The organism is Armatimonadota bacterium, from assembly GCA_016125185.1.
In the GTDB taxonomy this organism is placed as follows: Bacteria; Armatimonadota; Fimbriimonadia; order Fimbriimonadales; family Fimbriimonadaceae; genus Fimbriimonas.
The window spans coordinates 562,115-583,579 of record WGMG01000001.1; the positions used below are offsets into that span (position 1 = coordinate 562,115).

General features: G+C 57.3%; 17 protein-coding genes. 8 read left to right on the forward strand and 9 right to left on the reverse strand.

Annotated features, from left to right (window positions below; genetic code table 11):
- Positions 1–520: 520 nt before the first annotated feature.
- From GC165_02525 to GC165_02535, 3 genes are all read left to right on the forward strand, one after another.
- On the forward strand, positions 521–1,885 hold the full coding sequence (locus GC165_02525; protein MBI1331734.1) for an iron-sulfur cluster-binding protein: 1,365 nt from the start codon (positions 521–523) through the stop codon (positions 1,883–1,885).
- On the forward strand, positions 1,785–2,414 hold the full coding sequence (locus tag GC165_02530; protein ID MBI1331735.1) for a hypothetical protein: 630 nt from the start codon (positions 1,785–1,787) through the stop codon (positions 2,412–2,414). The genes GC165_02525 and GC165_02530 overlap by 101 nt, the downstream gene beginning before the upstream one ends.
- Positions 2,415–2,885: 471 nt before the next feature.
- The gene (locus GC165_02535) at positions 2,886–4,310 is read left to right on the forward strand and encodes a rhamnulokinase (protein ID MBI1331736.1); all 1,425 of its coding nucleotides are present in this window, start codon (positions 2,886–2,888) and stop codon (positions 4,308–4,310) included.
- On the opposite strand, the gene GC165_02540 is transcribed toward GC165_02535, so the two are convergent.
- Genes GC165_02540 through GC165_02550 form a run of 3 tightly spaced genes read right to left on the reverse strand, consistent with a single transcriptional unit; the run spans position 4,307 to position 7,499 of the window.
- A complete protein-coding gene (locus GC165_02540; GenBank protein MBI1331737.1) occupies positions 4,307–5,128 on the reverse strand; it encodes a serine hydrolase in 822 nt (273 codons plus the stop codon). The genes GC165_02535 and GC165_02540 overlap by 4 nt on opposite strands.
- Positions 5,121–6,413 (reverse strand): hypothetical protein, encoded by a 1,293-nt coding sequence (locus GC165_02545; protein ID MBI1331738.1) that lies wholly within the window; start codon positions 6,411–6,413, stop codon positions 5,121–5,123. Before GC165_02545 ends, GC165_02540 begins: the two co-directional genes overlap by 8 nt.
- A 9-nt stretch (positions 6,414–6,422) precedes the next feature.
- Complete coding sequence (locus GC165_02550; GenBank protein ID MBI1331739.1) at positions 6,423–7,499, reverse strand: cellulase family glycosylhydrolase; 1,077 nt, start codon at positions 7,497–7,499, stop codon at positions 6,423–6,425.
- A 175-nt stretch (positions 7,500–7,674) separates the two neighbouring features.
- Here GC165_02550 and GC165_02555 point away from each other — a divergent pair, with 175 nt between their 5' ends.
- From GC165_02555 to GC165_02565, 3 genes are all read left to right on the forward strand, one after another.
- A complete protein-coding gene (locus GC165_02555; protein ID MBI1331740.1) occupies positions 7,675–8,184 on the forward strand; it encodes a hypothetical protein in 510 nt (169 codons plus the stop codon).
- A 27-nt stretch (positions 8,185–8,211) separates the two neighbouring features.
- The gene (locus tag GC165_02560; GenBank protein ID MBI1331741.1) at positions 8,212–9,129 is read left to right on the forward strand and encodes a formamidopyrimidine-DNA glycosylase; all 918 of its coding nucleotides are present in this window, start codon (positions 8,212–8,214) and stop codon (positions 9,127–9,129) included.
- Positions 9,130–9,410: 281 nt separating this feature from the next.
- Positions 9,411–9,935 (forward strand): hypothetical protein, encoded by a 525-nt coding sequence (locus tag GC165_02565; protein MBI1331742.1) that lies wholly within the window; start codon positions 9,411–9,413, stop codon positions 9,933–9,935.
- A gap of 17 nt (positions 9,936–9,952) precedes the next feature.
- Here the strand turns inward: GC165_02565 and rhaI are convergent, their stop codons facing one another.
- The 6 genes from rhaI to fabD all read right to left on the reverse strand — a co-directional run bounded on the left by rhaI (position 9,953) and on the right by fabD (position 19,329).
- Positions 9,953–11,086, reverse strand: coding sequence for an L-rhamnose isomerase (gene rhaI / locus GC165_02570; GenBank protein MBI1331743.1), 1,134 nt, complete (start codon positions 11,084–11,086; stop codon positions 9,953–9,955).
- Positions 11,087–11,196: 110 nt separating this feature from the next.
- On the reverse strand, positions 11,197–13,581 hold the full coding sequence (locus GC165_02575; GenBank protein ID MBI1331744.1) for a hypothetical protein: 2,385 nt from the start codon (positions 13,579–13,581) through the stop codon (positions 11,197–11,199).
- Positions 13,582–13,585: 4 nt separating this feature from the next.
- The gene (locus tag GC165_02580; protein ID MBI1331745.1) at positions 13,586–15,868 is read right to left on the reverse strand and encodes a hypothetical protein; all 2,283 of its coding nucleotides are present in this window, start codon (positions 15,866–15,868) and stop codon (positions 13,586–13,588) included.
- Positions 15,869–15,959: 91 nt separating this feature from the next.
- Positions 15,960–17,552 carry a DUF3142 domain-containing protein gene (locus GC165_02585; GenBank protein MBI1331746.1) on the reverse strand — a complete coding sequence of 531 codons (1,593 nt, stop codon included), beginning with the start codon at positions 17,550–17,552 and terminating at the stop codon, positions 15,960–15,962.
- Between the two features lie 18 nt (positions 17,553–17,570).
- Positions 17,571–18,335, reverse strand: coding sequence for a hypothetical protein (locus GC165_02590; GenBank protein MBI1331747.1), 765 nt, complete (start codon positions 18,333–18,335; stop codon positions 17,571–17,573).
- Between the two features lie 88 nt (positions 18,336–18,423).
- Positions 18,424–19,329, reverse strand: coding sequence for an ACP S-malonyltransferase (gene fabD, locus GC165_02595; GenBank protein ID MBI1331748.1), 906 nt, complete (start codon positions 19,327–19,329; stop codon positions 18,424–18,426).
- 130 nt (positions 19,330–19,459) lie between these two features.
- Here fabD and GC165_02600 point away from each other — a divergent pair, with 130 nt between their 5' ends.
- Both GC165_02600 and rnhC read left to right on the forward strand, forming a co-directional pair.
- A complete protein-coding gene (locus GC165_02600) occupies positions 19,460–20,785 on the forward strand; it encodes an MFS transporter (protein ID MBI1331749.1) in 1,326 nt (441 codons plus the stop codon).
- Entirely contained in the window at positions 20,782–21,411 is a 630-nt protein-coding gene (gene rnhC, locus GC165_02605; GenBank protein ID MBI1331750.1) for a ribonuclease HIII, read from the forward strand. The genes GC165_02600 and rnhC overlap by 4 nt, the downstream gene beginning before the upstream one ends.
- The last annotated feature ends 54 nt before the right edge of the window (positions 21,412–21,465 follow it).

The following is a 21,465-nucleotide window of genomic DNA, read 5'->3' on the forward strand; positions in this document are numbered from 1 at the left end:
GAGGGATCGCAGATGGTAGCCAGGGTGTCGAAGACCCCTGGATAGCCCCCGATACCGAAAAGGTCCAAGCCCGAAGGGCCCGGTCGTTACGACCGCAAGATCAACGGTACGGATTATCTGATCGACCTAACACCTACGCCCCCCTATCGCCTACACCTACCACCTTCCAACTTTCGACCAACGCAGGGCTGAAGGCCCGTTCTAACTTAGCCCAGTCTGGAGAGCCGAGAATCGGCTCGGAGGGCTGGGTAGGCACCATGGCCAGAAGAAGTCCAAGGAGCGAAGTCGAAGACCCCGCCGAGCTTGCGAGGGAAATGGAGCGAAGCGGAATCGGGGCGACCCGGCGATTATCGCCGCCTCTCCAACCAAATGACGACGCCGCCAATCCCGATCCCAGAGGGATCGCAGATGGTAGCCAGGGTGTCGAAGACCCCTGGATAGCCCCCGATACCGAAAAAGTCCAAGCCCTTAGGGCCCGGTCGTTACGACCGCAAGAAAACGCCACCAACGGAGGCCCCAAATGAGCACGCGCGTCGACCAATACGCCGAAAACATCCCCCAAACCACGGCTCGCAACGTCCAAAACGCCTCCGCCGCGAAAACCGCCTCGCGAACAACCGCCCTCGCCGGACTCTTCCGCGACCCCGGCCGGGCCCAAGACTACGCCGCCGCCACAAAATCCTACGTCTTGGACAATTTGGGAGCCCTTCTTCGCGAATTTGAGGAAAAATGTATCCAAAACGGCGTCCAGGTCCACTGGGCCGAAGACGCCGCCGAGGCCCGCCAAATCGTCCTCGACATCTGCAAATCCGCGGCCCCCGCTGGATGCCCCATCGTCAAAGCCAAATCGATGGCCACCGAGGAAATCCACCTCAATCACGCCCTCGAAGACGCAGGCTATCACCCCATCGAAACCGATCTCGGCGAATTCGTCGTCCAAATCGACGACGACGTGCCTACCCACATCGTCACCCCGATCATCCACAAGAACCGCAACGAGATTTCCAAAAGCTTCGTTCGCGAACACCTCGGCCCCGAAACCACCGTTCCCGAGGAGCTAGCTGGCCAAGCCCGTCAATACCTCCGTTCCAAATTCCGCGAAGCCCCCATCGGCATCAGCGGAGTCAACTTCGGCATCGCCGAAACCGGACGACTCGTTCTTGTCGAAAACGAAGGTAACAGCCGACTTTCGACCACCGCTACCGATACCCACATCGCGGTAATGGGGCTCGAAAAACTTCTCCCGATCGAGGCCGATCTCGCCGTATTCCTCCCCCTCCTTGCCGGATCTGCTACTGGCCAGCGCATCACCACTTACACCCATTTCATCTCGGGTCCCCGCAAAGAAGACGAGGCCGACGGCCCCCAATCCGTCCATGTCGTCATCCTCGACAACGGCCGGAGCAAGATCATGGCTGGCCCCTACCGAGACATCCTTCGCTGTATTCGGTGCGGCGCATGCCTCAACGTCTGCCCCGTCTATCGCCGCGTAGGCGGCCACGGCTACAAGCATGTCTATAGCGGCCCGCTTGGCGCCGTCCTTGCGCCGGGACTCGAAGGCGTCGAAGCCTATGGAGACCTCGCCAAAGCCTCGTCGCTCTGTGGCGCGTGCGAAGAAGTCTGCCCGGTACGGATTCCCATTCCCCGCATGTTGCTCCAGCTTCGCGATGAATCCGTGAGGAAGAAGGTTGTCAAAGACGCGGTGCCCTGGTCGCTCTACTCGATCGGCACTCGGAGCTCCTTCTTGTGGCGAGCCGGACTCACCATGCTCCCGATGGCCTCGCATGCGCCCCATCCGCTCAAGAGTCAGTGGACTTCCAGCCGAGACCTGCCCGAGCCCAACGAAGAATCTTTCCGGAGGTGGTGGCATGGCCGGGAGTCGTGATCGTATCCTCGACCGTCTTCCCGCCGCCGGGACTCCCAAGCCACAAATCGAGGTGGAGTCGGCCTTCGTAGGTGAGGACTTTTGGGCCGCCTTCGAAGCCCAACTGAACGCCCTCGGCGGACGCATCATCGACCGGGACGAACTCGCGCAATTCGGTCAACAACGAACATTGGTCGAAGAAGCCGCAACTCTGATCCTCGATTCACTCGGCATCAAAATCGACAATAATCCCGCCACCTGGGACGTTGCCGTGGGAATTTCCGTCGCTGACTTCGCCATCGCCGAAACCGGAAGCCTAGCCGTCTCCGCCGGACCCCGAAAGCTCCGCTTGTCGAGCCTCGTCCCTCCCGTCAATGTCATGCTTGTCAACAAGAAGTCTATCGTGGCCAAACTGTCCGATGCGATTCCGCTCATCTCGTCTCGCTCATCCGCCCTCATCACTGGCCCCAGCCGCACCGCCGACATCGAAGGCATCTTGGTCCGAGGCGTCCACGGCCCCGGAGAACTTTTGGTCTACGTCTTTGAGTAGTCCAATTCATGCCATGAAGGTCAAAGACAATCTTGCCGAAATTTTAGCGAACAGACTTGCGGGAACCCAAATCCAACCATCCTATTCCCATTACCAAATCGCCGGATTCCACCAACCCAATCCCGGAGGGATCACAGATGGTAGCCAGGGTGTCGAAGACCCCTGGATAGCCCCCGAAACCGAAGAAGTCCGAGCCCGCAGGTCCCGGTCGTTACGACCGCAGGACCAAAGTTACGAATCGTCCATCGCATCAGAGGGACTCAAAACCTTCACGCCCCTTGCACCCGCGCCTACCACCTTCCAGCCATTGACCAACGCAGGGCTGAAGGCCCGTATTAACTTAGCCCAGGTCGTAGTTCCGCAGGAACGGAGGCCTGGGTTGGGGTTCGTAACCGACAAAGTCCAAGGAGTCCCGAAAATGGGGACGACCCGGCGACTATCGCCGCCAAAACGTGACCAAATGGTGACGACATGACAACTTCACTCGCCGTCGACATTGGAGCCGAAAGCGGGCGGGTCGTCGCCGGCGCCCTCGCCAACGACAAACTCACCATCCACGAAATCGCGCGCTTCCCCAACACGCCGATCAACTTGGACGGCTCGCTTCGCTGGAATATCCAGGAGCTCATCGCCAGCGTCCGCCAAGGCATCGACGCCTATTCCGGATCATTCCGATCGGTCGGCGTTGACACCTGGGGCGTCGATTACGTCCTGCTGGACAAAAACCAAAACCTGGTCGAACAACCCTACCACTACCGCGACCAACGAACCGACGGCAAAATGGACGAGGTTGACAAAATCATCCCTCTCTCCGAAATTTACGCTGAAACCGGAATCCAATTCCTACCTTTTAACACCATATTTCAGCTATTTTCAGTACCAAAAAATACATTCAGCCAAACTCAAAGCCTTCTCACTATTCCTGACTACATCCTCCACCAACTCTCCCGCGAAAGGCAGATTGTCGGCGAATACACCAACGCCACCACTACCCAACTCCTCAATGCCCGCACGAAAAATTGGTCAAAAAAACTTCTCGATGCCCTCGAAATTCCGTGCCAAATTGTGCCAAAAATCGTCGAGCCCGGCACCAACTTGGGCCCTCTCCAATCCAGCTCCGCCCAACTGATTGCCCCCGCGTGTCACGACACCGGGTCCGCCGTCGTCGCCATCCCCAGCGCCTCGCCAAACGTCGCCTGGATCAGCTCTGGAACCTGGTCGATCCTGGGCATCGAGTCCCAAGAACCAATCATCAGCGACGAAACCTACCGCCTCAACTACACCAACGAGGGCGGTGTCTGCGGCACCGTCCGGTTCTGCAAAAACGTGATGGGTCTCTGGATCCTCCAGGAATGCCGCCGCCAATGGGACAACGCCGGCTACGCCCAGCTCATGGCCGAAGCCCAATCGGCCAACTCGGTCGGCTCGTGGATCGATCCTGACGACAAACGCTTCCTCCCTCCCGGCGACATGCCAACCCGAGTCCTCGACTTCCTCCGCGAAACCAATCAACAAACCCCAGCCACCCGAGGCGAGATGACCCGCCTAATCCTCGAAAGCCTTGCGCTCAAGTATCAAGTGCTGATCGACCAACTTGAAAACCTGCTTCAACGAAAGCTCGAAGCAATCCATATCTTCGGTGGCGGCTCGCAGAACACCCTGCTCAACCAACTCACCGCCAACGCCACCAATCGTCCCGTCATCGCCGGTCCCGTTGAGGCCACCGCGATCGGCAACCTGCTGATGCAAAAAATTGCTATCGGCGAAATCCCCTGCCTTGCCGATGCCCGCGCCATCGTCCGTAACTCGTTCGATTGCTCCACGTTCGAACCTGGCGACGAAGTTCTTTGGTCTGAGAATCACCTTCGCTTCCAACGTTTGACCCGGACTAGCTAACCAACAACTGATTCCCAGATTGCCGCAGATATTCGGGCGATCAGCCCAAACCCATTCTCCTCACGCTCAATTCCCCGCGTCATCACGGACAGAATAAGCGGACGACGACCATCCGACAAAAGAATGCCGAAATCATGAAAGTGGCGGTCGATCCAACCCGTTTTGTGGGCAACGCGAACGTTTTTCGGTAGAAGCGCGGGAAGACCGGTATTGAATTCCTGCCCTAACAGCACATCAATCATCCCGCGAGAGGCTTCGGGCGAAATGAATTGACCTTCCGCCAAGCAACGAAGAATCTGGGTCATGCCTCGGGCCGTTGCCACGTTGTTGAGGCCAGCCGCATGGGCCCGATTATCCTCCGGTCCCCGAAGAACCAGAAGGTCACCGGCCCCCAACTTTTTCATCGTCTCTGTAACCGAAGATGCTGAGACCAGTTCGATGAGGAGATTTGTGGCCAGATTGCTACTCCGAACGATCATCAGGCGGTTCAATTCTCGCAAGGAGACGCGCTGGCCCATCCGATCGTAAAGGCTTTGTTCGGCATCGTCCTCTCGACTCACCGAAAAGAAGGAGCCGTCGGCGATGCTAACGAAGGAGTTCCGAACAACGATCTCTCGGCCCAGCGAAAATCGACCTTCATGCGCCTGACGGAAGAGTTCCATCATCAAGCAAACCTTCATGGTGCTGGCGGGGTGGAAGGGCACATCTGCGTTCAGGAAGAGTTCTTGTCCGGTTTCCAAATCCACCGTTGCCACGCCGACACATTCGGCTCCCGTTTGGTCGATCAGTTGCTCGATTTTTGTCGCAAGGCTATTCATAGGTAAAACCTTGCAAGACCGAATAAGGTAGGGCCACCGAGGCCAGATAGCCGCCGTTTTGGTAGTGGTTCAAGGTGGGATTGAAGCATTCCCAAGGGCGATCGCCGCCTTTTCGCAAGTGAGCGATATAGTCCTTGAATGCTCGTTTCGCTAGCTTCAGGTCAACCCGAGCCAGCGCCGCAATCAGCCAGCCGGCAGGAGTGTGCCAGTAGGCTCCGTTCTGGTAGATGCCTTTCGGAGTCAGAGCCTTTTCCCATGCCGACTTTTCGGAAAAGTCGTGATCGGTCGGAACGTGTCGCACGGCCGAATCGATGGTGATGGTGCCTCGGACATAACTGTCGGCTACTCGCTCGAAGACAGCCTGATCACTGACCGCGCCCAGGTTTAGGGCCAACAAGGTGCCCCAAACATCCGGCTGGCCCGAGCCGACGCCAGTTGACGCGTACAACCACCCATCAGACTTTAGGAACACATCTCGAATGGAAGCTAGAAGCTTTGTAACGACGGTCGCGTACTTGGCGTCACCAGTGAGCTCCGACAGTTCGGTCGCCGCCCGAAATCGCAGGAGCGATGGATAGAGCAACATTCCCGAGAGCGTGACTGAATCGCAGAAGCCGAACCCAACGGCCCGAAGCGCCTCGCGAGTGACGACCAACTCCGATTTTGGATCGTAGGCAGGGCTGAAGAAGGCGAGTTCCAAACGCGAGCGAAGCGAGTAGTTGCCGATGAATCGTTGGAGGAAGTTCCGATCCTTCTTCTGTTTCGCCAAAAGCCAGGCAATGTGAACAAACTCGTAATGGTCATCCACCGGCGGATACGTTCCGAAGGGCTCACCTCCCTGGTCCTCGCCGGACGAGTAAGTTCCGGGGTAGTAGACCGGCTTGCCGTCGAAGTTGATGTGGTCAGGAATGCAGTAGGGAGGCAAAACCGCACCGCTCTTCAGGTAGCGGCGATTCGCCCCGTTTTGGCAACGAGCAATAAGCAAGAGATGATCTTCGATCTCCTGCGTTGGCATCAGCCCGGAGTCTGCCGCCATCGAGAAGTCGCGAATCCAAAATGCCGGATAGCCGAGGCGTCCAGGCGTAACCAACGCAAAGCCGCACGTGTTCTCGATCGGCCACCCTTTTGGACCGTGCGATCCTGGAGGGACTCGGGAACCTTCGAGAGTTGTTAAGACCAGATTACGAAGAAACTCCTCGTCGGTCTCGATGCTCGGTCCGAGCTTCGTCGCGAGCAGGGCTCCGCCCGACATCGACAGAAAGTCACGCCGCGAATAGCCGCTCATCCTAGGGGATTATAGACCCGGGCGGCTCGCCAGATTTGCCTTGACCAACGCTCCGAACGACGGCGAAGGCTTGTACTCCCACCCACGCTGAAGTAGGCACGGGCCGGCGGCGGGATGAAGATCCCAGGCCGTCCAGTTGCACTTGCGGGTATCCCACTCCTTGAGCATCCTTTCAACCCACGGGTTCGGGTCGTTGACCTTGTCGCCGCGATTCTCCGATCCAAACTCGCTCATGATGATAGGAATGGTGGGGAGGGCGGCGTCTAGTTTCTCCAAGTACTTCTCGATGGAATCGCCTTTGATGGGATAGTCGTGGCAGGCGTAAACCACGCCCTGACCGCCTTTGCTGTCCTTTAGTTGGAATCCCTTGAGGAAACCTGAAAGATCATAGGCCCAGTCGAGGCCGCCCGCGATAACGAGATTGCGAGCGCCCACCGACCGGACTGCGTCCAATAACCCCTGCATGCCCGGTGTCTGATACGTCACAGGCTTAAATTGTCCCTGCCGCGCGCCTGGTCCCTTTGTTTCTTCGACCGTGCCTCCGTTGCGCCAAATCTCCCAACTGACATCGTGCGGTTCGTTGTAGAGATCGAAGAAGACGGCCGGGTTATTTCGGTACGTTTTGGCACAGTCTTTCCAAAAATCCAGCGTGTACATATCGGGCATTTGATGCTGGCCGATGTTCTTTCCCCACTCACCTGCGTTGTTCCAGTGCATGTCGAGCATGACGTAGCAACTGTTCGATGAACACCAATCGACCACCTGTTTGACGAGGGCGCGATAAGCGACGCCGTCGTCCTTTTGCTCGGGCGCTTTCCCGAACCAGCGGTCCTGGGAGAGCGGCAGCCGGATGTGATTGACCTTCCAATCATTGACCGCAACTTTGACGGTGTCGAGGATGTGGCCCTCGCCGTCCGAAGACCATTCAAGACTGGCGCAGTTGACCCCTCGTAAAATGACGGGTTTTCCTTTGTCATTGAGAATTTGATTCCCCTTGACGTGAAGCGGTGGGAGTTTGGGTACCTTGGCCTGGGTTGGCGAGGCGAACAGCAACGGTGCTAGCGAACAGAGAAGGAGACTCATCATCGAACCTCAAACGGGCAATTTTACGGGCATTGTAACACAAACCTTAACGTTTGATCTACCGATATATCATCAATTTTCTTGAATTCCAGTCAAGCAAGAAAAGCCATGAACGCGATACACTATGTATAAGTAGGTCTTTGTGAAGATAGGGTTCGTTCTTCTGGGTACAGCGCTCGTGGTTCCATTCATATGTTTGGGGCTGAAGCACGAGTCGTCGGCGGCCCGAGTGGACCTGCGAAGCCAAAACGTCGCCGTTCGCGTTTCTATCGTGAAGGTGAGTGCCTGGGACCGATGGACCGGCGCGACCTCAAGCGACACCAGCGATGGAGCCGACAACCGATCAGCGATCGGGGTGGATGGCGAAGCGCCCGACACTCGCATTGGCACCATCACGGTTTCGACCTTGGGCAAGGTCTACACGTTGCCTGCCAACATGGTTCGCGACTGCTTTACGCCGCGGCAGACCAACAACGGTTGGACGATCCGCCGAGGAAACGATGGGGTCTACGTCGGCACCATGACGGGTATTGGCCTGGGCCGAACGCTCGTGTGGTGGGAGATCAGCGCCGACCGCAAGGTTCGACGATGGGTCTACCCAATGCAGGAGCACCGCGACTTGGCCTCGTTGCCCAAGCCGACCGACCAGCCGGTCGAAACTCAAAAGCTCCTTTCGTTCGACGAATAGTTCCATTCGCTCGGATAAGATGTTCCTATGCCGGAGTACCCGGACATCGAGCTCTATTTGACGCGCCTGCGCGAGCGGATCATCGACGAACCGCTGGAGAAGATTCAGTTCTTTAACGTGTTTGTGCTCCGCTCGGTCGGAATCCCGCCGAGTGAACTTGAGTGCCGTCTCGTGACCGACGTCTTTCGAATCGGCAAGCGAATCGTGATCGAGCTTCAGCAGGAACGATTCATTGTCATCCACCTGATGATTGCGGGTCGCCTGCAATGGCAGAGTCCGCCACCGCCCGAGAAACGAGCGAACGGCAAGATCATGCTGGCAGCCTTTCGCTTTCCCACCGGCCAGTTGAGCCTTATCGAACCGAGTTCGAAGAAGCGAGCGTCGATCTACTTGGTTCGCGGGAGAGAGGCGTTGGACGAGCACCGACGGGAGGGTTTGAACGTGTTCGAGGCGACATTGGACCAATTCAAGGAGAAGCTGTTGTCCGAAAACCGGACCCTGAAGCGGGCGCTGACCAACCCGTCGTGGTTCGATGGCATCGGCAATGCGTATTCGGATGAGATTCTGTTTGCCGCTAAATTGTCGCCACTCCGGCTTACGCGGAACCTGAAACCAGATGAGATCGAGCGTTTGTTCCACGCTTGTCGGGACACGCTGGCGTATTGGCGCGACCGACTGCAGGAACTGTATCCAGGGTTTCCACGATCGGGCGACGTGACCGCTTTTAGACCCGATTTTGCCACGCATGGACGTTATCGGAAGCCGTGCCCGGTCTGCGGTTCACCGATCCAGCATATCGTGTACGCCGAGAATGAGACGAACTATTGCGCGACGTGTCAGAACGAGGGGCGGTTGCTCGCGGATCGGTCGCTGTCGAGGTTGTTGAAGAGCGATTGGCCGAAGACGTTGGAGGACATGTTGGAGGGCAAAGCGGGTGAAGATTGATGGTTCGAATATTCTCACTTTTGGCACTTGAGACGTGGACGTTCTGGCGGCAATAATCGCCGGGTCGTCCCGATCCTCGGGACTCCTCGGACTTCCCTGTTTTCGTGTGCACACCCAGCCCTTGCGGACTGGGCTAAGTTAAAACGGGCTTACAGCCCTACCGGTCGTCGTGATTTGAGGGATTTACCTCGCTTCATTCATTTGAGGAAATGGTTCCTCGGAAGATCAGCCAGACCACGTAAATGTCAGGCCGGACGAAAAATCAACTTACAATACTCCTGATGGCGGATGAGCTTCGGGAGTTTTTGAAGATCGTCTTCGGCGTTACGCTGATCGCTATCCTATTTGGGACGCTTCTCGCTTTCGTGTCCATCGGAGTGTGTCCAGAGTACTTTTCGGAGCGAGGACGAGTCGTTATCTACTATAGCTCTCCAACTTCGCTTGCTATCCTATCGGGAATCCTGGATTGGTGGCGATACGGATTCTGCTGTGGAGTCGCACTCGCCATCGTTGCTCGCCTTGGGCGGCCCGAACCTGTGCGGGCTCGATCCGTCTTGAGCAAAACCGCACTCCTGGGTTGCGTCGGATTGATAGCGTCGGTCGGCCTCCTTTGGTATCTAAGTCGAAACCCAAACAACTACGATCCGCAGTGGGACGCAGACCCCCGTTATATGGCCGTCCTTATTTCCTATCTGGTCGGCCATGGGTTTTTTGTCTTGCTTGACATTGGGCTTGGCACGGTTATCATCGTCAAACGATTTAGAATCGGACCGAAGTCGCGCGCTGGCCTCTTAGACTCAGCATAGGCTGAGCTAGAACTTTTTTAGCCCTTTCGTTGCTCAGCCAACTTCGCTTCGATTCCGCTTTCGCGGAGGTCGCGGATGGGGTCGACGGGGACGCCCATTCGGGTTCGGACTTCGGCGAGGAGCGGACGGACGTCGGTTTCGAATGCATCGACCATGATTCGGTGGGCACCAAGCACGTCGCCGGCCGCTTGGGCGGCGGCGAGCGCCTTATAGTCCACGATCAGGGCTTTGGCGAGGGCGGTTTGACAGTTGAGGACGCTGAGGAGCATGGCTTCTAGCTTGGGCTCGATGTTGTGGCTCTGGTCGATCATGTAGGCCACGTCCTTGGCGAGCGATCCGGCCGAGACGAGTTCGGTGAAGATGACGAACAGTTCGAACGGATTGGTGCTCCCCACGATCAGATCGTCGTCAGCATAGTTGCGCGCATTGAAGTGAAAGCCGCCGAGGCAACCCTCGTCGAGGAGTTGGGCGACGATGTATGCGATGTTGGTGCCGGGGGCGTGATGGCCAGTGTCGACGAGGACCTGGGCTTGCGGCCCAAGGCGGCGGCAAAGCGCAAACGACGTTCCCCAATCGGCGATGTCGGTGTGGTAAAACGCGGGCTCGAAGAACTTGTATTCCAACAACATGCGGGAGTCTTGCGGAAGGTTCTTGTAAACTTTGGCGAGAGTCTCCAGCAAGTAGCCTTTGCGCCGACGGATCGAGTCTTGGCCAGCGTAGTTGGTGCCGTCGGCCAGCCACACGGAAAGGAGGTCGCTACCGGTGGCCCGCATGATGTCGCAACACTCGTGCATGTGCTCCACGGCTCGGTCGCGGACTTCGGCGGAAGGATGGCACAGGCTTCCCAGCATGTACATCTCTTCCTGGAAGACGTTGGGGTTGATGGCCCCAATTTGGACACCTTTGGACTGGGCGTACTGGCCTAGGGCGGACCAGTCGTCGACAAAGTCCCACGGGATGTGTAGAGCCACACTGGGGGCGATTCCGGAGAGTTTGTGGATGAGGGCGGCATCGTCGATCTTTTCGTGCACGTCGCGCGCGGCGGCGGGATTGGGAAAGACGCGGAAGCGGGTTCCGCTGTTTCCATAGCCCCAACTCGGGGTCTCGATATGCTGTTGCCGAAGCTGGGAAATCACCGCTTCGGTGTCTATACCCTTGGCGGAAAGGTTGGCGGCAAGCCCGTGGAACGCGTCACTCATCTTCGAATCAAACCTCTTGGAAGTATAGCTAGTCGGAGGGGTGATGGGCGGCCCGGCCAAAGCTAATACTCGGGCGTATCGCCAGCCTTCCACACGGCGGCGTACTTTCGAGCGGCCTTGGCTAACGCATCATCCGGGTATTCGCGGTTCAGACGAGTCATCAAACGAATTCCCTTCTTCAGCAGGCGGTCCTTGTCATCCTCCCAGAAAGAATTGAAACGGCTCAAGGTTTCGTAGGCGACGCCCGCGCTGTAGAGCGCCTTTGGTACCAATTTACTGTTGGGGTACCGACGCACGAGTTCCTCGCAATACTCGATCACATGGGCGTCGCACTCGTGTTCGAACGCACTTCGCATGGCTCTCTCTTGCGAAAGACCCTTGTTTATGAGAGTGTTCCAAAAAACGGAGTACGCATCGGTGCGCCCGCCTTGCCACAATCCAGCGCTGTAGTACATGAGAAGTCTTCGCTTCTTGGCATATTGGGCCATTGCGTACAAGGCTTCCGCGCGGGCTTTGGCCGTTGCGCCATGCAGGGACCGATTATGCAACGCCGCCATCGTTTTGACATCATCGAGAGGATCGATGTCATCCAACAAGTCCCGCTTAAAGTATTCGGCATTAGACTTGGACTGCGACATGTCGATTCCTTTTGCCATTCGCCACTCCTTGGGAAGACCCTCAAGGACCTCTTTGGCTTTGTCGAAGCGGTTGACGCGGAAGTAACGCATCGCCAGCGTGTAGCGGAGAGCGCCCCGCTCCGCACGGTTGGCGACGCGACTAATCTCCACTTTCAACTCCTCGGGCGACATCACCGAGTCGGCCACGAAGTATCGATCCTCGTCGTAGGCGATGTCGCGATAGAGTTCGTAAGCTCGCAACGCGCTTCCGTATTTCTCGTTAAGAAACGCGAGGTACTCACCCACGCTGTTGCGGATGTAATACTCTCGGCTGGTTCGATAGAGTTGGTCGAATAACCCCATCGCCTCGTGCGGTTGGCCGAGGCGCACTAGACAGGAAGCCTCTAGGTACCTTGCTCGCTCCGCAATATCACCCGGCGCGGTTTTGGCGACGCGAGCCATGGCCAGCGCGTGGCTATAGCGGCCTTGGTTGTACATCATTTGGCCAATGCGTCCGATGATGCCACGATTCGATCGTGCGTGTTCGTCGATGCTCGCTTCGGCAAAATCCAGGAGGTTCCGTTCTTGCATGGGCGTCAGAGTCGTGTCTTCAATGCGGAAATCAAGATAGGACTCGAGCAGTTGGGGCTCGCGGCGCAGGCGACGCTGAAGCTCTTTGGCGCTCTCCACATCCATGCCGACAAAAAGGATTTTTCGAATCTCGTGGGAGGCATTGTAGCGCGTGTGAGCGTCAGGAGCGATGCTTCGAATTCTGAGCCAATGAAGGATCGAATTGGCCTTCCCGTTATATTCCAGTGCGACTTCGGCCAAGTTCTGCTCGCCACGGATGGCTTGCCAGATCATCGAAGAGTGAGACTGTGTGACGTAGTGATCGATGGCCGCCACAATGTTCCGCTTGACGACTAGGCAATAGGCACCGCGTAGTCCTTCAATCGAGTCTCGAAAGCGAGTTTTTGGATATCTCTGGAGCAGTCGATCAAAGATGGCAAAGGAGATCTGACTTCCCTCGGGATCAAACTCGACATCAAAGTAGCTTCGACCGGCCATCACGAGGGCGGCTTCGGCGCGAGGGCTATTAGGATACTTGTCGGCTAGCGCGAGGAGGGCTCTCGCGGCGTTCTGGTGATCCGATTTTAGGTTTTCGCAGGCCAGGACGTATTCGATATGCGGTTTCAAGCGCGGATCAGCCTCGAGCGTTTTCAACTCAGTCAGGCAATCCGCCTTTTGGAGATCGGAACCGTATTCGATCAGGTAACGATCCCGTAGGTATATGGCATAACCCTTGGAGTTGGCCGTCAGTCCTTCCCGAATCAGCTCTCTCCGATCGGCGACGAACGACTGGATGCGAACGGCGTTCGTCGTCTTGGCGAACACATCGGCCGCCTCGCGAAACCTGCCTTGGACTTCGAGATGGCGGGCGTGATGGACCCTTTGCCGATAATCGTCATAGGTCGTCGACTGAGTTTGACTGTTCTCGAACGCCATGATTTTGAATCGTTCGGTGTCATCGAGCGAGTAGTCTTCCGCCTTGGGATAGTCGGCCGTTATGGAACCATCCCAGTCGTCTGTTGGCGTTACGGGCGGCACCTGGTCGAAGTACGAATTGACCCCACGACGAGCAGAAAAGCTCCAGTTATTGACCATCACCTCTTGGGGCACGCGGCCAAAGTCGATGACTTTGTCCTGATAAGTCCAGGCCGAGTTGAAGTGGACGGAATTATAGTTGGGGTAAATGCAGGCGACCAGTCCGGCGCCACTGAGGGCCAGGGCGACCCCTGCGGATAGCCAGATTTTGCGGAAACGCTTCATCTCCTTAGTAGTTGGGCGTCTCCTCGTCGGCAAAGACGTCGGCATACTTTGCCGCTGGCTTGGCTAATGGGTCGTGGGGATATTCGCGGACTACCTGGCGCATGTAGCGCGCGCCCACCTTGGAAAGCCGTGATTCGTTATCCCGCCAAAAGCCGTTGAACCGAGACAGCGATTCGGCGCAGATGCCAGCGGTGTAGAGCGCCTTCGGCATGTAAGAGCTATGGGGGCACCGGCGAATCAGCTCCTTGCAGAACTTTAACGTCTGAGCATCACATTCCTGGTCGAACGCGCTGTTGATCGCGATCTGCTGGAAGCGCCCCTTATTGATGGCGGGACTCCAGAACACGGGGTAGGCGCTGCTGCGGCCGCCCTTCCAAAGCCCCGGACTGTAGTACATGAGATTCCGCCGCTTATGGGAATACTGCACCAATCCGTACAAAGCTTTTGCTCTCGACTCTCGGGTTCTCGCCCGTTCGGCCTGTTTTCGGAATTTCTCCATCGTGGTCACATCGACCATCGGATCGATGACCTCCAAAGGAGTCTTTTGGTCATCATCCCACCTCTGACCGTAAACGTCGCGGTAGGTTGCTCCGGGAAGGCCTCGGTACAGTCGAAGCTCTTTCGGGAGGGAGAGGAGGGCGCGCTTGGCGTCTTCGTACCGTTCCTGCCGGAAGTATCGCATGGCCAACGAGTACTTCAGAATCGAGCGTTCCTTGTGGCTCGTCGCTCGCGGGATCAGGCGGGCCACCTGGGAGCAACTGAGTTCGGAATCGACCAAGAAGGCAATGTCATTTGCGTATCCCAATTCGCGATAGAGAGCATAGGCTCTCAGTGGATCGCCATACTTTTCGTGCAGAAAGGCGAGTTCTTCTTCAGCCGTCGATCCTAAGTAGGCCGGAACATTTGGCATCTTCACCAAGGTTTCGAAGGCTCGAATTGCCTCCTGGTGACGTCCCAGGCGGTCCAGCGAGCCACCTTCTATGAATCGGGCCTTGGCGTCGGATTCTCCGCCCTTGGCCCGGCGGGCGAAGCGGATCGACGTTTGGTAGCGTCCGACGCGGTAGGTTAGCTCGGCGAGTTGGGCGTAGAAGGTTTTGTCGAATCGGTTGAGGCGATCGACGCTGTCGGTGATGAACGTCAATAGACGCCGCTCATCCTTGGGGTCCATCTTGGTGTCCGAAAGTCGGTACTCCAAGTAAGCCTGGAGGAGGAGAGGATCACAGGCCACCTGACGGTTGAGCCTTTTCGCTTCATCCGCTTTCAGGCCATTGATCAAGTTATCGGCTCGGCGACTGACAGTCACTCGCGTGTACATGTCTCGCTGATAATGCCGCGATAGCAATAAGTGAGCGATGGCATTAGTGGTACGACCGCCGACCAGGGCGATCTGAGAGAGTTCGTATTCACCTTTGGCGGCTTCGTACGCTTGGGGTGAGTGGGCCTGGAAGATGTAATGGGTGACGGCAGTAAGGACATCGTTTTTCGTGAGGGCGTAGCCTCCGAGCCACCCTTCGGCCGCGGCGCGAAACCGACTCTTTGGATACTTGGTAGTCAACCATCGAAGGAGTTTGGTGCCGGGGTCCCACTTTGGCTTCTCCGTACTATCTTCCAGATTATGGCGAGCGGCCATGATCAGTGCGGCTTCGGCTCGGTGACTATGCGGGTGGTCGTTAGCAACCTTTAGATAAGCAGTTTCCGTGGGGCCAGCGTCAGCAAGTGCGTAGTCGATGTGCGCCTGAACTCGCGAATCAGCCTTCATTTTCTTGAGGTCATCGATGGCCGCTTTCTGTTGTTCATCGATGCCGAACTCGATGAGGTAACGGTCGCGCAGATACTGCGAATATCCCTTCGTCTTTGCGTTGACACCTTCTTCGAGAAGCTCTTGTCTGTCATTGGCAAAGGATTGCAGGGATAGGGCGGGGTTGAGCATCCGGTATGCCTTAACCGCTTCTTGGTATTTCCCGCGAACCTCAAGGTTTCGAGCGGCATGGACCTTGAGACGGTGTTGTCCCAAAGGGTCGTTAACATCATCACCATAAACCTCGTACCAATCGAGGCCTTCGGGCACTCCGATTTCGCTGAAGGTCTCGACGGTGGGCTTATGTATCTGGGCCACATCGGCGAGCCCATAACCGTAAGTCAGGCGATCTTCGGGGCTGCCCAACTCAGTGGCTGTGCCGACCCGAACAGCTTCGTTGTTCCAATCAGGCACGTTGTATTCCTGTGGAACTCGCCCAAAGTCCATCGCGCGTCCGTCGTCGCCCCAGTCTCCGTGGCGAAAGTGCACTGAGAAAGGGTTGGTGAGAACACAAGCTGATAAGTATCCGGCCATCATGAGGCCGCCTAAAATTCCGATCCGTCGGAAAAGAACGCTCCGTCTAGTTGTCAAAGAGAACCCCCGTTCCGCTCCTGATCAGGGCTTCCGGAGTTTGGGTTTCCTGGGATGAAAACCCGGATTGGCAGCGAATACGCGATCTGATTGTAACACGGACTTGACCGGAATTCAGCAAGCGAATTGGTCCGCAGTAAATTTTTTGTCCGGGGAACATAAACCCTTTGCGAATGTGCAGAATATTGGCGCGGTTCAGAGGGGCTTCCACTTCGGATTTTTCGTCGCGGCCGAAGGCATACGAGACGCTGTCGAAGTCTCGGAGGCGAATGTCGCCAAAGCCGGATTTGTCGAATTGCAGGCGGATATCGACGGCGTCGGGAGCGACGAATGACGAGCCGGTTCCGACGTTCTCGGCTTCCAGATAGACGTCCACGGGAATGTCCTTTCGGCTACTTTCGACGGTTTCGAGGGCGTCCTGACTCGATGAGACTTTGACGCTGAGCTTGGGGACGACCTCCTGTTTGTTAAAAGTCCTGACGATCGAATCGAGAGGAACGGTGAATGACGAGCCAGGCTCGGGCATGCGGTAGATGACCACGCCTTGGCATCCGTCGCCGCGCTCTTCGTCGACGATTTGAAGGGCCTTGGCGGTGACGTCGGGCGATGGGACGTTGTAGACGAGGGTGTAGCCGAGCCCTTCGCCATTGAGGGCGGGGCGGACGGCTTTGAACTTGAGGATTTCTTCGCCGACCCAGTTTGAGGGTCCGGTGGCAGGCTTGCCGGTCGGGTCGCTCGCGTAGGCTTCGACGAGCTTGAAGGAGGGGTGGCGCAGGGCGTCCTGAGCTTCGAGTCCTCGGTAAGAGTTTCGCAAGTGGCCAGCCTCATCGTACAAGAAGGCGCGGCCATAGGCGGGGATTCCGATCCAATACGGACAATTCAGCCGCTCGGCTTTGGGGAGGCGGCGACGCAGATCGTCGGGGTCGAAGAGGGGCCGCGCCTTGTCGGGAGTGAGGCCAACTTCGCCTTCGTAGGCCTGGGGAATCATGAAATCGACCTCGCTGGAGAGGCGCTCGACGCCATTGGTGCCGAGCCAACTGAGGAGTCCGGTAAGGGAGAAGAAGAAGCCTTTTTGGCGAGCGAAGAGAGGGTTCGACTGGCGGATGCCGCGCACGAGATCAGCGTATTTGGGCAACAGTCGGGTGGGAATGTCGAAGTCGAGTTGGACGCCGATGACCTTGTCGCCGACCTTGCGAGCGGCTTCGACTTGGGCGGCGATGCGAGTCGAAATTTGGTTGGTGATGCGGTTGAGATCGTAGTCCTCGAAGTGGTGGATGACGCCGGCATCGGCGTTGAAGACCAGATGGATAGGCAGGCGATTGGAGCCCTGGGAGTACGACTGAGGGATGATCAGGACCATATTTTGGCCGTCACTGCTGAAGGTTCCGGCCCGAACGAAGATCTGCTTGACGTCGAGCTTTTTGAGGTCAGCCGCGTCCTGCTCGGAGAGCGAGTAGGGAGTTTGCCAGTACCAATAGGCGGTTTTGAGGGGCGTGGTCGGGTGGCGGTGACGTCGGAAATGCAACCAGAGCCCACCGACCAAGAGGACGGCGAGAACGGCCCACACCCAGCGCAGTTTCACAGACCTAGCTATTGTATGCTATTGTTCGAGCGATTCTTCGACGCTTTCGGATTTCGCCTTTTTCTGGCCCAATCGCTCGCGCATCCGGTTCTTGCTTTCGCCCGGTTTGGTCAGGCGGGCGAGGCGGTTGACGGACTCTTCCACCCGGGCCAGGCCCGCTCGGCTCCACCGGGAGACCAAGCGGTTGGTGAGGGCGAGAATGGCCAGGTAATAAGGCAGTACGTATAGCAATCCGGGTCCGGGCGTGTGGGTCTGTTTGAGGAAGACAGCGATGGCGATAGTGCCGAGGAAGCAGGCGAGGAAGGCGACGATCCAGGACACAGCGATGGTGCCGTCCTGCTGAACGGCGATGCGAAGGCGGGTCTTACCGTTCTTAGGCGTGGCGGAAAGGAAGATGGACGTGAAGTCGCTTCCGCCTTCCCATTCGCGGCTGGTGCCCATGTTGGCGATGGTCCCGGCCGAATTGTAGGATCGCCGAAGCTCGCTGACGGCCTCCTCCCAGGCGGCATCGTCGAACTCGCCGTCAATGGTGCGCTCAATCGTGCGCCGGGGGCGCCCACCCCAAAATGAGAACTTGGGTATTTCAGGCGGATCGACGGGCAGGGATTGAGCGGCGGATTGGACGTAGCGGGGATCGATGCCGATCTCGGCGGCCACTCGCTCGATGTCATCGAGTGAATAACCTTTCGATTGGGCATTGGGGTCCTGACCTTCGGCCTGCTCCTCGGCAGCTTTTTTCAGAATCCTTGTGAGCTCGTCATCGTCGTACCGCCGCTCGGCCATCTCTATTAGAGTTTAACGGATGGCCGGGCGGACGGGTTGCCTTTGAAGAGCAGGAGGAGGGTCGGTACGCTACTTAGAACTTAGAAATCTAGTTGGCGGCGCGGAGGGTTTCCATGTCGTACACGGCTCGGCTCGGGACTTCCTTATCGATGCGCTTGATGAGGCCACAGAGCACCTCGCCGACGCCGCACTCGATGAACTGGGTGACACCGTCGTTGATCATGTTGCGGACGCTGGCGGTCCAACGCACGGAGTCGCGAAGCTGTTGTTCGAGGAGGTCGTTCCACGTGCAAGGATTCTCGACAGGTTCGGCGGTGACATTGCTGTATACGGGTTTGCCGAATGCGAAATCGACGGTGGCGAGCGAACGGGCCATCTCTTTGGACGGCATGTTCATCAGCGGGCTATGGAACGCGCCACTGACGTTGAGGGGGAGGACCCGCTTGGCGCCAGCCTCGGTGAGCACCGGTCCGGCGGCGGCGACGGCTTCGACTTCGCCGGAAATGACGACTTGGCCGGGACAGTTGTCATTGGCGATAACGACCACGCCCGAGACCTGCTTAAGGGCTTCTTGGATCACGTCGGCGTCGAGACCGAGAACGGCGGCCATAGTGCCAGGGCGGGTTTTGCCGGCTTCGGCCATGACGTTGCCGCGCTTGCGTACCAGTGGAGCGCCGACTTCGAGCGGAATATTGCCAGCGCATACATGGGCGGCGTACTCGCCGATGGAATGTCCGGCGAAGACTTCGGCGCGATAGCCTTCGGTTTCGAGGGCTCGGTAGGCGGCGACGCCGCAGGTGAAGAGGGCGATTTGGGCGTTTTGGGTAGCGCGAAGGGTTTCTTCGTCACTTTCGAAACAGAGTTTAGCCACGTCGGTGTGGAGGCAGTCCGATACATGCTCGAAGACGTGTCTGGCGGCTTCGGAGCCTTCGTACAGGGACTGTCCCATGCCGGGCTTCTGCGAACCCTGGCCGGGAAAAATAGCGGCGATCATTTGTGAATGAGGGTACCACTCGTTGGCCGTCTTCGGGTATCTTTCACTACTGATATGACCGGCACCGTTCTACTCTAGCTTTTCGTCACTCCGCGCAATTCCCCGCGCCACGACCCCCAGCTAAAGAACGATGTTAGATATTCTCCGTATAAAGGACTTTCGTAACCTGTGGATTGGTCAGGCTATTTCGCGCATTGGCGACGCATTCTATTTCCTCGGCCCTATGTTCGTCATCAAGAAGGTTTTCAACGATGATGCGATGGTCGGGGCGGTAGGCGCCGTCGAGGCTTTACCCTATCTCCTGTTTGGAACGATTGGCGGCGCGATCGCTGATCGTATTGACCGTAAGAAGATCATGATCTGGTCGGACCTGCTGAGCGCAGTGTTTCTTCTGGTCTATCTTGGTTTTCTGATGAGCGTCGGCAGTCAACTGCCGAAATGGATCTTTTTCGTCGTAGGCTTTTCGCTCGCGTTCGTAAGGGTCTTCTTCTTTCCGGCGAAGAACGCGGCGATTCCGCGCTTGGTACCCGCCGAGAAGCTGTTTTCGGCCAACGCCCTAAGCGCGGCTACGGATCAGTTCATGTGGCTGATTGGCAACGTGCTCATGGTCGTGCTTGGCATGCTTGCCGACCGGATCGGCGTCATCCAGTTCCTCAAGGTTTTGGTACTGGTTAACGCAGTAACGTTCCTGTTCTCGGTGTACTTCTTGTACCTGTTGCCCGGCATCGAGATATTGCGAAGCGAGCATCACGAGGAAAAGCACCTGTTTACCGACGTGAAGGAAGGCATTGCGTACGCTAAGCGGGACCGGGTCATCGGTCTGTCGCTGTTGGCATCGTTCGGCCTCGGGTTGTTCATGTCTCCGTTCTTCGTGGTGTATTTGGCCACGAACATGGCGTGGTTCGGCAACCATGCGTCGCCACTGGCGTTTATCGAGACGTGCTTCATCATTGGCATGCTGTCGATGAGCTTCATCATCCCTCGATTGAAGGTGAAGAAGGCGGGCATGGCGTACGGATTGGGCCTGACGATCGCAGGCATTTGCGTACTGTTCATGGGCTTCTCGCCGATCTACGGTATGTATTGTCTGTGGAATCTGGTGTGCGGCTTTGCTATCGGCGGCGTGGACGTGCCGATGCGGACGTACCAGATGCTGAAGGTTCCGGACGAGTACCGAGGGCGAATCATGTCGCTCGGCCAGCTTATCTGGATGAGTGTTCAGCCGATCGGCATGTCGTTGGGCGGTCCGTTGCTCGGATGGCTTGGTATCGTAAAGATGCACGTCTTGATGGGTGCGGGATTTGCGACCACCGGCGCGGCGCCGTTGTTGGACAAGGAATTTCGCGAAGCGACGATCCCCGATCAACCGTCTCCTTCTGAGGATGTTGAATTCGTCCCAACGAATTTGAGCGAATACCCACTCGGGGCGTTGGAGACGGAAACGGAACCAGTATGACGGAAGGAAGAGTCGGCGTCGATGAAAGTGGCAAAGGGGACTTTTTTGGTCCCCTTGTCATCGCCGCCTGCTACGTGGGGCCCGAGCATCTCGCCGAGTTGGACGGCGTTAAGGATTCGAAGAAGCTGACCGACGCCCAGGCGATGAGATTGGCCGACGTGATCAAGCGAGCGTGCCCTCATAAAGTGTTGACGGTGATGCCGCCGAAGTACAACGAGCTTTACGCTAAGATTGGAAACCTCAACAAGTTGCTCGCGTGGGGTCATGCTCAAGCTATCGAAGAAGTCTTGATGCAGCAACCCGCTAAGACCGTCATCAGCGACCAGTTTCAGGCTGGCGGCAATATCGTGAAGTCAAAGCTCAAAGAGTTGGGACGACAAGCCGAGTTCATATCAAGAGTCCGAGCTGAATCCGATATTGCCGTTGCTGCCGCCTCGATACTTGCCCGGGCCGAGTTCCTGTGGCGACTGCGGCAGCTTTCGCAAGAGATTGGCATCGACCTGCCGAAGGGTGCGACGAACGTCATTCCCACCGGAAAGAAGGTGGTGGCTACCCATGGTCGCGATGCACTTGCCCGAGTGGCAAAAATGCATTTCAAAACCGCTCAGCAGGTTCTGGTAGACTAACTGCATCCTTTACGGAGGTGCATGACTCATGGAAAAAACCATCGTACGATCCCA